This is a genomic window from Candidatus Symbiopectobacterium endolongispinus (assembly GCF_018777385.1).
GTDB lineage: Bacteria > Pseudomonadota > Gammaproteobacteria > Enterobacterales > Enterobacteriaceae > Symbiopectobacterium > Symbiopectobacterium endolongispinus.
In genome coordinates this window covers 734,666-747,290 of the sequence record NZ_JAFJYB010000002.1, presented here as the reverse complement: position 1 = coordinate 747,290, position 12,625 = coordinate 734,666, and the positions used below count along the sequence as shown (strand labels likewise).

Sequence of the window (12,625 nt, the reverse complement as noted above, 5' to 3'; positions counted from 1 at the left end):
TACGCGCGCGGCTAAGGCAACAGTGACGTTATCTTATCCAGCAATAGCGATGCTCCAGGCTCGGCAAGTTGCGCATCTACCGGCACGTACCACCAGTTAGCCTGGGCGAAAGCGCGGCACTTCACCGCATCTTTTTCCGTCATCAGCAATGGCTGCTGATTATCCTCGGTCAGCGCTTGAATGGCTTCTGGCAAATAAGTTTGGTGATCGGCAAACGTGACTTCGCGCACAACGTTTACGCCTTGAGCCCGTAGCGTGGCAAAAAATCGTGGAGGATGACCAATGCCCGCCATGGCGACACTTCCGGTCAAAGTCGCCACCGGGCAGGTTTCCCCCGTGAGTACATTAATCGCGTCACCCGGTTGCAAATGCATGGCTATTTCGCCGGACTGGGATACGCCACCGTTAACCACAATGGCATCCACACTGCGCAAACGATCGACCCGTTCGCGCATCGGCCCGGCGGGCAGCAACCAGCCGTTTCCAAAACGACGCTCACCGTCCACTACCACAATATCGATATCCCGCGCCAGCGCATAGTGCTGCAAACCATCATCGGTGACAATCACATCAAGCGGCTGACGCGCCAGTAGCGCTTCAATGGCATCGCGCCGCACAGGGGATACCGCCACCGCAGCGCCCGTGCGCTGGTAAATCAGCACTGGCTCATCTCCCACTTGCGCCGTAGATACCGAGGCATCCACCACCAGCGGATAGCGCTCCGCCTTGCCACCGTAGCCACGCGATACCACGCCAACTCGATACCCTTGACGTTGCAGTTGCTCCACCAGCCAGACCACCAGCGGCGTTTTACCATTTCCACCAGCGGTCAGGTTTCCCACAACCGCTACCGGGATAGGCGCGCGCCAAGCACGACGCCAGCCAGCACGGTAGCTATAGCGTATAACCACCGTTATCAGTCCGTACAACATCGCCAAAGGGATCAGCAGCCAGTAGAGCCGCGATGCAACAGACCAGATGCGCGCTATCATTCGCCAAACTGCATTTTATGCAACTGTGCGTAAGCGCCATTTTTCGCCAGCAGCTCCGCGTGCGTCCCGCGTTCAATAATCTGCCCGTCCTCAACGACCAGAATCTCGTCAGCACTCTCGATGGTAGACAAACGGTGCGCAATCACCAACGCGGTACGATCTTTTTGCAGCTCATCCAGCGCAGCCTGAATCGCTCGTTCTGATTCGGTATCCAGTGCTGACGTGGCTTCATCCAGCACCAGAATCGGACAATCACGCAGTAATGCGCGTGCAATGGCGATACGCTGACGTTGCCCGCCAGAGAGCAATACGCCATTTTCACCGATAATCGTATCCAGTCCGTTATCCATTTTGCTAATAAAGTCCATCGCATGGGCCATTTTAGCTGCGCTCTCGATGTCTTCTCGCGAGTAGCGATCGCCGCAGGCATACGAGATATTATTAGCAATGGTGTCGTTAAACAGGTGCACGTGTTGCGACACTAGTGCGACCTGACGACGCAGCGAGGAGAGCGTATAGTCGCGCAGGTCATGCCCATCCAGCAGGATCTCGCCGGATTGAATGTCGTAAAAACGCGTGATCAGGTTGGCGATAGTGGACTTGCCGGAACCAGAACGCCCAACCAACGCCACCGTTTTACCCGGAGGAATGTGCAGACTGACATTCCTCAACGCCAATGTCTCTTTGGTCGGATAGGAAAAACTGACGTTGCGGAATTCCAAATCGCCTTCGGCCCTTTCCAGCACTCGCGTACCTTCGTCTTTCTCCTGCTCCATATCCAGAATGGCAAACAGCGTTTGGCAGGCTGCCATGCCGCGTTGAAACTGGGCATTGACGTTAGTTAACGATTTAAGCGGGCGCATCAGGGCGATCATCGAGGAGAACACCACGGTAATGGTCCCGGCCGTCAGCGTATCCATCACACTCGGGAAGCTGGCGGCATAGAGCACAAATGCCAGCGCCAGAGACGCAATCAACTGGATAATCGGATCAGAAATCGCTGACGCCGAAACCATTTTCATGCCTTGGGTACGAATCCGGTTACTGACTTTATCAAAACACGCCACTTCAACGTCCTGACCACCGAAAATCAGCACTTCTTTATGGCCTTTCAGCATCTGCTCGGCGCTGGCCGTCACCTGCCCCATGGTGTTCTGAATATTTTTACTGATATTACGAAAGCGTTTAGATACCACGCGGATCGCAATAGCCACAATGGGAGCGATAACAATCAGGATAATAGACAGTTGCCAACTGTAGTAAAACATCAGCACAAACAGACCGATAATCGATGCACCTTCACGCACCAACGTAATCAACGCGCCGGATGAGGACGAAGCCACCTGTTCAGAATCATAGGTAATGCGAGAGAGCAGCGTTCCCGTTGATTGCTGATCGAAGAAGCCTACGGGCATGCCCATGATGTGGCTGAACAAGCGACGGCGCATATTCATGACCACCTTGCCCGATACCCAAGAGACGCAGTAGGCGGACACATAACCGGTTGCCCCGCGTACCAGCATCAGGCCCATAACCACCAGTGGCATCCACAGCAGAATGCTGTGATCGGTTTTCCCAAGCCCTTCATCCAGCAAAGGTTTCAACAACGAGAGCATCAGCGTGTCACCCGCCGCATTGATGATAAGCGCAATTGCCGCCGCGGCTAAGCCCGCCTTAAAGGGAGAAATCATCGGCCACAGGCGACGGAAGGTCTGCCAGGTGTAGAGATCTTTATCATTCAGCATGCATTAAACCTGAATTATTTATAAATAGCCGCTTATTCTACTCACTATCGCGCTTTACGCCAAACCACTGATGATACCAAAACGGCAATAGTCGCTCACGATAGGGTAAAACCTGCCAGCGTTCGTTGAAAAAACGTACACTGATTTGTCCTGACTGCGCCGTATCGACCAAATGATGCCCCGCTTTGCGATAACGTGCAATAACCGCAGCAGACGGCAGACGCCAAGGGTTATAGCGCCCGGTAGAGGCAAGCGCATACCGGGGATTCACCGCGCGTAAAAACGGCGCACTGGATGATGTCTTGCTGCCGTAGTGGGGGATTTGTAACAAATCAGCAACCAGTTCGTCTCGCAGTGCGCTATAAAGGCGTCTTTCTGCTTTTATTTCAATATCTCCGGTCAATAACACACGGTGTTTACCATCATCGATGCGCACCACGCAGGAATCATCGTTGCCTGCGTGCGCCACCGGCTTCGGCGGCCACAATACCGTAAACGTCAACCCACGCCACTGCCAGCTTTCCCCCTGAATGCAGGCGCAATGACCCGGCTCGGTAAACGGACTGTAGACAGTGAGCGCCGGGTATGCCTGCAACAAAGAACCTAGCCCACCGATGTGATCCTGATGGCTGTGACTGAGAATAACCGCCTCGTGCGTGATGCCGCGCCAGCGTAAATAGGGCAAAATCTCGTACTGCGCCATGTCTCCGCCCGGCCACTGGCTGCCTGTATCAAACAGGACTGCATGCCCCTCCTGTTCGATAACAACGGCTAATCCGTGCCCCACATCCAGCATATCCACTCGCCACTCCGGTTGCGGATCTGCCGCCCGTTGCAGCACCAGATACAGCACTAACGCCGCCACGCTAGCAGGATAGACCAGCCACCAGCCAAAGCGCCAGATAATGACACCGCACCACCCGAGTAGGCTCCAGGCAAGGTAATGTTCGTCAATCATTATCCAACCGCGTTGCAGCGGCTTGAGCACCATGAACACCACATCCAACGATCGAACCGCCAGCCACCAAGTGCTGTAACTTAACGGGGGGAACGACGCCAGCGGCAGTGCTAACAACACCAATGGCGTCGTAACAAAAGAAACCAGCGGTACGGCCCAGATATTAGCCGGTAGCGATGTCAGGCTGATGCCCTTAAATATGCCCCATTGCAACGGCAGCAGCAGTAAGGTTATGCCACATTGCAAATGCGCCACACGCAGTAGCGCCCACTGCCACCCTTGTCGTAAACCATAAGGCAACGGAGCCCATTGAAACCAAAAAATCAGCCCGGCGACGGCGACACAAGAGAGCCAAAAGCTGTTGGACAGTACCATGGCTCACTAAGAAACACTAAGGCAACACACCACAACCACACTTGCCAGGATGTGCAGGTGACCCCCCACCAGCGAATCAGCGTCCGGATGCTATATGCCAGTGAGGCCCGGATCGCCGGAGGGTTCTCGCCCGCTAACCATGCATAGCTCCAGGCCAGAAGCACTCCAGCCAACAGCGGTAACGATGGCACTATCCAACGCAACGGTAACAAGCGCTGCACCGCGCGCATCAGTCCCCAACCAAACAGGGCAGCCAAAACGATATGCAACCCAGAAATCACCATCAGGTGCATGGTGCCCGTCTGCTGCAACACTGCACTGACTCCAGGCGTTAACGTTTTCATTACGCCAAACATCAACGCCAGCAAAATGGCATGCCAACGCAGCGAACTGGCGTGCTGTTCAACCTGTGTTAACAGACGCTGACGTGCACCGCATGCTAGCGTAATCGGCGTTGCGCGTAGCACGCGCGCCGACGCCAACTGTCGCTTGGCAATCCCCCAGCGTTGCCGGTCAAAGCCCCCCTGATTTAACCGACTATGCAACGGACGAAAGCGGGCGCGAATCGACCAACGCTGCCCACCGCACCATGCCTCCATCGCATTTGGCAGCGTGAGCGTGGCGTAAAATGCCGGAAAAATCCATCGGCCTTGCAGCTTCTCAACCTGAACCAGAATCTGTTGATCCTGATGACCGGAGATGCGCATCTTAACGATCTTCACCTCAGCGCTCAGCGTTTTGCCATCAATGTCGGTCATTGTCATTAGCATGGAACGGGCATCAAGCAGCGCGAGCGCCAAACAGAGAAAAGAGAGGCTCAACACGCGTACTATTTTGGAGCGGCAGGTTGCCAGCAGCAGCGTCGATATCATCAACACAGTGACTGAAGCCCAGCGCGGTGGTATCTGCCACAACCACAGCAGAGGCAGTGTTCCCGCAATAACAGCACATGACGCCAGGCTAAACGACATTCTCGCCATCGCTGCCCCCTTTAGTATTCAGCAGCCAGCAGAGTGACTGGTTACGGTAAAAGGGAACAGCCCTATGCCACAACGTTGCAGCGGGATTCGCACGGGATGACGCCAATTTTCATGACGGCGCAAGGTGGGTGAAACGCGATCGCAATTGCCAACGAGGCAGGGACAACGCGCAAAGCATCATGCAGGAGCCTGAAACGCAGCAATAAAAAAGGCCGCACAGGCGGCCTGATGAAAAAGGATGTACGCTTACGCCTCTTTGCCCGGCACGGCGCACTTCATTTCGCCCATCTCTTTCAGTTTCTTCGAGAGATCGCGACGCTCTTTCGACAGATCGGCATTCTTGATGATGTATTCATCCACGCGATCTTCATAGTCACCGCGCATGGTGGCAATAATGCCCTGCACATCTTCAATACTCATGCCAGGTTTCAGGTATTCGCTCAGGTTATCCAGCAGCAGCACGCGCTTCTGGTTATCACGGATTTTCTTCTCGTTATCGACAATTTCACGTTGCAATTTGTTCTTGCGACGGAAAATTCGCACAAACTCGAGCACATCCTGGAAACAGGGCTTGGTCGCCTTATCCATTGTTATCCCCTCACGTGGATCAGTTAACTTTGAGATCAACGGTGTGTTGACCGTCACTCCGCTCACGATACAGGGGAGTGACTATGCTCGACAAGTCGGTTTTTCAGTTACGCCGACTGCCGCCCCTTCAAAGGGGTAAATCGGTGACAATATCAACGATAATAGACGGCAATACGTTGATTGCGTACCTGTTCAATCTCCACCTTGGTATCAAAAATGGATTCCAGCACCGAGGAGACCATCACTTCTTCCGGCTTGCCGTTGTAAACAATTTGCCCTTTGCGCATCGCAATAATGTAATCCGAGTAGGCCGACGCAAAATTGATATCATGAATGACCAATACGATGGTTTTTCCCAGCTCATCCGCTGCGCGACGAATCTGTTTCATCATCGCTACCGCGTGTTTCATATCGAGATTGTTCAACGGCTCATCCAGCAGCACGTATTCGGTATCCTGGCACAATACCATCGCCACATAAGCGCGCTGGCGCTGACCGCCGGACAGTTCGTCCAGGAAACGATCTTTAAACTCGGTGAGATTGATGAAAGTCAATGCATCGGCAATGCGAGTGCGATCGTCAGCATTCAATCGCCCTTTGGTATAGGGATAGCGACCAAAACCAACCAACTCTTCAACGGTGAGGCGGCTGGTGAAACGGTTTTCCTGACGCAACACCGAGAGGCAGGTCGCCATCTGCTCACCGGGCGTAGTGGCAATATCCATCCCATTGACGGTAACGCGACCGCTATCCGCCGCCAGTAAGCGACTTATGACCGATAATAGGGTGGATTTCCCTGCCCCGTTAGGCCCAATGATTGACGTTACGCCACCCCGAGATATGGTGGCGGTAATGTCATTCAGCACCACTTGATCGTAATAGGCTTTGGTTATATGCTCGATCTCAATCACACGGCAACCTTTTTCAATAACAACAAGATAAACAGTGTCCCACCGATAAATTAAATCACGACGGACAACGCTCCCGCCATGTTCAGCAGGTGCTCCAGGATCAGTTGCCCGCCGACCAGGGATATCACCCCAAGCAGAAATGCCGTGGGCAATAAAATGCGATGCTGGCTGGAGCCAGCCACCAGATAAGCCAGATTGACCACCATAAAGCCCAGAAAAGTGAGCGGGCCGACCAGCGCAGTAGAAACCGCCGCCAGTACCGACACCAGCAGCAGAATCAGGGTGACGCTGCGGTTGAAGTTGATACCCAGATTCACCGCGCTGTTACGCCCCAACGCCAGCACATCCAGCTCGAAACGCCGCCGCCAAATAACGATGGCAACCATCACTACGATCAGCGCGGTCAATGCGATCAGCTCCGGCACTGCGCGGGTAAAGGTGGCAAACATACGCCCTTTCAATACGGTAAACTCCGTGGGCGTCAGTAGACGCTGCATCAGGCTCGAAGCGCTACGAAACAGCGTGCCGCAGATAATGCCGACCAGCAGCACCAGATGCAGGTTGTCGCGCCGCCCCAGAAACAGCCAGTGATAAAGCACAGCAGAGAACATCACCAGCAGTAGCGCTTAACACAGAAATTTGCCGCTGACGCCCACCCAGGGAATGCCTTTGGCCCCAAACACAAAGATGATCAGCGTTTGAATCAGCACAAACAGGTTTTCGAAACCCATAATGGACGGCGTGAGGATGCGATTGTTGGTCACCGTTTGAAACAGCAGCGTGGAGGTGCTGGCGGCAAATGCCACCAGCAGCATGGTGGCTAACGTCGGACCACGATGCACCAGAATGTACTGCAAATTGCTGCCGAGTTTGATGGTCATAAAAATAACGATCGTCGTTAACGCCAACGCGCCGAGTAACCACAAGCGTTTCGCAGGCGTAGCGATAACGGCCATCAATCCGCTATCGCTGCGGGATAGTTTTATCTCGTTAACTGACATGGCGTTTTTGACTCAACAACAGGATAAGGAACACCACCGCACCAATGACGCCCAGAATCACACTCACTGGGATCTCAAACGGATAACGAATCACCCGCCCAATCACGTCGCACAGCAACACCAATCCCCCGCCAAGCAGGCACACCCAGGGAATGGTTTTACGCACATTGTCACCAAGCAGCATACTGATCAGGTTAGGCACGATCAGACCGAGGAAAGGCAGCGTACCGACCACCACCATCACCACCACGCTGATGATGGCAATAATTGCCAGCCCGAGCAGCATCACTTGTCGATAGTTGAGACCGACGTTGACGGAAAACTCGCGCCCCATGCCCGCAACAGTGAAGCGGTCTGCCGTCCAGCAGGCAATCAGCGTAAGAATACCCACCAGCCACAGCAGTTCGTAACGTCCGCGCAGCACACCGGAGAAATCACCTGACTCCCAGCCGCTTAGCGACTGCAACAGGTCAAAATGCATCGCAGCGAAGGTGGTTATAGCGCCGATCACCGCGCCCAGCATAATACCTACCAACGGCACCACCAGCGCCGATTTCAGCACGATGCGCCGCAACAGCAGCATAAACAACACGGTGCCGGCCATGGCAAACAGACTGGCAACAGTCATTTTCACCAGCAGTGAGGCGGAGGGCATTAACACCATCACCACCAGCAACCCCAGGCTGGCGGACTGTGTGGTCCCCGCCAGCGATGGCTCGACAAAGCGATTCTGCGTCAACAACTGCATGATCAAACCTGCCACGCTCATGGCACTGCCCGCCAGCAGCAGCGCCAGCGTGCGCGGAACACGGCTGATCAAAAAGATATCGCGCATAATCGGGTCGCGCCACACGGCATCCAGAGTCACCTGACCGGCACCAACGAACAGGCTGGCAACGATCATCCCCGCCAACAGGATAAATACAGCCGACAAATAGACAGGTTTCATGGCTAACATCGTGCTGTCAGATTACTTCTTGTCTAACGCTTTATTGACGTCATCAATCAGACGCGAATAGCTCTGCAAGCCACCTGCGATGTAGAGTGACGCGGAATCAAGATACACCACATGCTGGTTCTGCCACGCTTTGGTTTTCGTCACCAGCGGGTTATCCAATACTTGCTGAGCAGGCAAGCCACCGGTGGTGCCGATAGCACTGCCACGGTCTAATACAAACAGCCATTCAGGATTGATGCTCAGCAACAGTTCTGCGGTAACCACGTTGCCATGGCGACCCGGATCGGGAAATTCAGTGGCCGTGGCGAACCACAATTCGTCAAACACAAAACCAAAGCGTGATTTCGGACCATAGGCAGAAATCTTGCCGCCATTGACCATCAGCACCATGGCCGTACCTGCCTGCCCCGCTTTTTCACGGGTTTGCGCGACGCGTTGTTTGAAATCGTCGATCTTGGCTTTGACTTCATCCTGTTTGCCGAAAATCTCGCCCAGTTGCTCAATGCGATGGATAAAGCTCGGCATAAATTGCTGCTCATCAACATCCAGAGAAATGGTCGGCGCAATGCCGCTCAGTTTGTCATAGGCATCACGAGCGCGACCGCCGGCAATAATCAAATCCGGTTTGGCGCTGCTCAGCGCTTCATAATTGGGTTCAAATAGGGTGCCCGCATTCAGGTATTCACTGCCGGAGTACTTGGCAAGAAAAGGAGGGAGATGCGCGCTGCTTTGCGGCACACCGGCTACCGGGATCTGCAATGCATCCAGCGTATCCAGAATGGCGGGATCAAACACGACAACTTTTTTCGGATGCAGCGGCACCGTTGTTACCCCTTGGGCATGCTCAACGCTAATGGTTAAACTGGCGGTAGATGACGTCTCTGACTGATCGCACCCTGCTGCTACCAGCAGAGAAGCTAACAGCGTCGTTTTAATCGCACTGGAAAACCGCATCATCGTCTCCTTGTTAATTGCCTTCCTACACCGCACTGCGTGTCAGAAGGAATTTAATTATCATTCGCATTAAAGCGCGAAATTGTAACGAATGATGGTGTGAATGCATAGGGATTCCTGCCCCTTAGGAATTTATGCACATCAGGAAACCCGCACAGAATCTCATTTCAATGGTATTCTTGAGGCTTATCCGGACGAACGGCACACCCAAGGACAGTCGAGCGACAGTGAATATGGCCGATACCACACAACCCACGTTTTTCATCCATGATTATGAAACCTTCGGTAAACACCCTGCCCGCGATCGCCCGGCACAGTTTGCCGGTGTGCGTACCGATATGGACTTCAATATCATTGGTGAGCCTCTGGTGATCTATTGCCAGCCCACGGATGACTACCTGCCAGAACCGGAAGCGGTGCTAATCACTGGCATTACGCCGCAACTCGCGCAAGCCAAAGGGGTTTGCGAAGCGGAATTTGCGAGCCAGATTCATGCCGCCTTCAGCGTGCCGAACACCTGCATCATGGGGTACAACAATATTCGCTTCGACGATGAGGTGAGCCGCAACATTTTCTACCGCAATTTCTACGATCCCTATGCGTACAGCTGGCAGCACGGAAATTCTCGCTGGGATTTGCTGGATGCGCTGCGCGCTTGCTACGCTTTGCGCCCGGACGGTATCGAGTGGCCGTTGAATGATGATGGCTTGCCCAGTTTTCGTCTGGAACACCTGACACAGGCCAATGGCGTTGCACACGAACACGCCCACGATGCCATGTCCGATGTGTATGCCACCATTGCCATGGCGAAGTTGTTTAAGCAAGTTCAGTCGAAGCTGTTCCAGTATCTGTTTGCGCTACGCAATAAAAACAAAGTCAGCCAGCTTATCGATATTCCCCAAATGAAGTCGCTGGTGCATGTCAGCGGGATGTTTGACGCTGCGCGCGGCAATACCAGTTGGGTGGTGCCGCTGGCCTGGCACCCGGAAAATCGCAATGCAGTCATCTTGTGCGATCTGGCCGGAGATATCACCCCGCTGCTTGAACTGGATGCTGATGCGCTCCGTGAACGGTTCTATACCCCGCGTGAGCGTTTGGCACCGGAGCAAAGCCCGGCCCCCGTCAAACTGGTGCATATAAATAATGCTGGCCCCCGCCAACACGCTGCGTCCAGAAGATGCTGCTCGACTGGGGATCGATCGCCAGCGTTGTCTCGATAACCTGGCGGTGTTACGTCAACGCAGCGATCTTCGCGAAAAAGTGGTTGCGCTCTATGCCGATGCGCCGCCCTTCACGCCGGACAGTGACGTGGATATGCGGTTATACGATGGTTTTTTTGGCGATGCCGACCGGGCTGCCATGAACATTATTCAGCAAACGGCAGCAAAGAACCTGCCTGCGTTGGAGCTGTCATTTAATGACAATCGCATCGCGCACTTATTATTCCGTTATCGCGCCAGAAACTTTCCCGGCACATTGGATGACAGTGAGCAACAGCGTTGGTTACAGCACCGCAAAGCGGTATTCACTCCTGAGCGTCTTCAAGATTATGTCTCACATTTACAAGAACTTTATGCTCAGCACGAAGACGACAAGCGTAAAGCCGAGTTACTAAAAGCCCTGTTTGTCTATACACAGACCTTGGTCGGCTGATTTTTTTACGGTGTTAAAGACAAAAAAGCCGGTTCACATCGTGAACCGGCTCAAGGTCGAACCGTGCTGTTATCCGCTATACCCTCACAGCAGCTCTTCGCTGCACTGCGGCACCGGCTCACGGAAAGTACAAGTCACAAACGCCAAGTAGATCAGGCCAATAGATGCCAAGATCAGCCCCAACGTCATGGAGCTTTTCTCCAGATTGAGCCACAACGCACCCACCGCCAATGTGCCTAACAGCGGCAACACCAGATAGTGGAAGGTGTCTTTCAGCGTGCGGTTACGGCCTTCACGCAGATAGAACGGCGAAATCACCGACAGGTTAACAAAGGTAAATGCCACCAGCGCACCAAAGTTAATCAACGCCGTTGACACTTCCAGATCGAATGAGACCGCAGAGAGCGCCACCACACCGACCAGCAGTACGTTCAGCGACAGCGTGCGCCATTGCGGGTGGATATAGCCGAAGAAACGTTCTGGAAACACGCCATCACGTCCCATGACATACATCAGGCGAGACACCCCCGCATGCGCGGCCATACCGGAAGCCAGTACGGTAACACAGGAGAACACCAGGATAATTGATTGGAAGAATTTCCCTGCCACATACAGCATGATTTCTGGCTGGGAAGATTCTGGCGAATCGAATCGGGCAACGTCTGGGAAATAGAGTTGCAGGAAATAAGGCACCACGATAAAGATCACACCGCCAATCAGTGCAGTCAGGAATATCGCTTTCGGGATCACGCGTCCGGCATACGGAGCCTCTTCTGACAACGAACTGATGCCATCAAAGCCCAGGAAAGAGAAGCACAGAATGGTCGCGCCGGTAATCATCGGCACAACGTGCGCATTCTCAGACCAGAACGGTCGTGTGCTCACCAGCATACCTGCGCCTTAACCTTGCGAGACACCGTGAATCAACAGGCCCAGGAACACCGCCATGATCGCCACCTGCACCACCACGATAATCGAGTTCAGGTTGGCAACAATGTTGATACCGCGCAGGTTGAACATCGTCATCAGTGCGACCAACCCAGCCACGAAAATCCAGGCCGGTACTCCTGGGAAAATCGCTTCCAGATAGGTTCTCGCCAGCAGAATGTTGATCATCGGCATAAACAGATAATCGAGCAACGAAGACCAACCAACCATAAAGCCTACGTGCGGGCTGATCGCCTTTTGCGCGTAAGTGTAGGCTGAGCCTGCGGAAGGAAAACGGCGCACCAGTTTGCCGTAGCTGACAGCAGTAAACAGGATACCAATCAGTGCAAAGCCATAGGCGGTGGCGACATGGCCATCCGTCAAATTGGTCACGATGCCGAAAGTATCATAAATGGTCATTGGCTGCATGTACGCTAGCCCCACCATGACCACCTGCCACAGCGTCAGGGTTTTTCTTAACTGAGCACATTGCGAAGTCGGAGCGGCACTGTTAACAGACATGATAAGCCTCTCCTATTCCCACAACAGACAACGCTGGACCGACAAACGCCGGTGCCCTATT

The 12,625-nt window shown here is 53.8% G+C and carries 6 protein-coding genes and 4 pseudogenes; 1 reads left to right on the top strand and 9 read right to left on the bottom strand.

What is annotated here, in order from left to right; genetic code table 11:
• Nucleotides 1-11: 11 nt before the first annotated feature.
• The 8 genes and pseudogenes from lpxK to JZM30_RS10360 all read right to left on the bottom strand — a co-directional run bounded on the left by lpxK (nucleotide 12) and on the right by JZM30_RS10360 (nucleotide 9,462).
• Entirely contained in the window at nucleotides 12-992 is a 981-nt protein-coding gene (lpxK, locus tag JZM30_RS10395) for a tetraacyldisaccharide 4'-kinase (protein WP_252318558.1), read from the bottom strand.
• Entirely contained in the window at nucleotides 989-2,737 is a 1,749-nt protein-coding gene (gene msbA / locus JZM30_RS10390; protein WP_252318556.1) for a lipid A ABC transporter ATP-binding protein/permease MsbA, read from the bottom strand. Before msbA ends, lpxK begins: the two co-directional genes overlap by 4 nt.
• A 37-nt stretch (nucleotides 2,738-2,774) precedes the next feature.
• Nucleotides 2,775-4,942 (bottom strand): annotated as a pseudogene (locus tag JZM30_RS10385) (ComEC family protein).
• A gap of 354 nt (nucleotides 4,943-5,296) precedes the next feature.
• A complete protein-coding gene (gene tmaR, locus JZM30_RS10380) occupies nucleotides 5,297-5,638 on the bottom strand; it encodes a PTS system regulator TmaR (protein WP_252318555.1) in 342 nt (113 codons plus the stop codon).
• A gap of 152 nt (nucleotides 5,639-5,790) precedes the next feature.
• On the bottom strand, nucleotides 5,791-6,549 hold the full coding sequence (locus tag JZM30_RS10375) for an iron ABC transporter ATP-binding protein (RefSeq protein ID WP_252318554.1): 759 nt from the start codon (nucleotides 6,547-6,549) through the stop codon (nucleotides 5,791-5,793).
• Nucleotides 6,550-6,599: 50 nt separating this feature from the next.
• A pseudogene (locus JZM30_RS10370) lies at nucleotides 6,600-7,550 on the bottom strand (iron chelate uptake ABC transporter family permease subunit).
• Entirely contained in the window at nucleotides 7,540-8,499 is a 960-nt protein-coding gene (locus JZM30_RS10365; RefSeq protein WP_252318553.1) for an ABC transporter permease, read from the bottom strand. The pseudogene JZM30_RS10370 and the gene JZM30_RS10365 overlap by 11 nt, the downstream one beginning before the upstream one ends.
• 21 nt (nucleotides 8,500-8,520) lie before the next feature.
• Entirely contained in the window at nucleotides 8,521-9,462 is a 942-nt protein-coding gene (locus JZM30_RS10360) for a siderophore ABC transporter substrate-binding protein (RefSeq protein ID WP_252318824.1), read from the bottom strand.
• 233 nt (nucleotides 9,463-9,695) lie between these two features.
• On the opposite strand from JZM30_RS10360, the pseudogene sbcB reads away from it, so the two are divergent.
• A pseudogene (gene sbcB / locus JZM30_RS10355) lies at nucleotides 9,696-11,115 on the top strand (exodeoxyribonuclease I).
• An 84-nt stretch (nucleotides 11,116-11,199) separates the two neighbouring features.
• On the opposite strand, the pseudogene JZM30_RS10350 reads toward sbcB, so the two are convergent.
• Nucleotides 11,200-12,564: pseudogene (locus JZM30_RS10350) on the bottom strand (APC family permease).
• Nucleotides 12,565-12,625 lie beyond the last annotated feature (61 nt).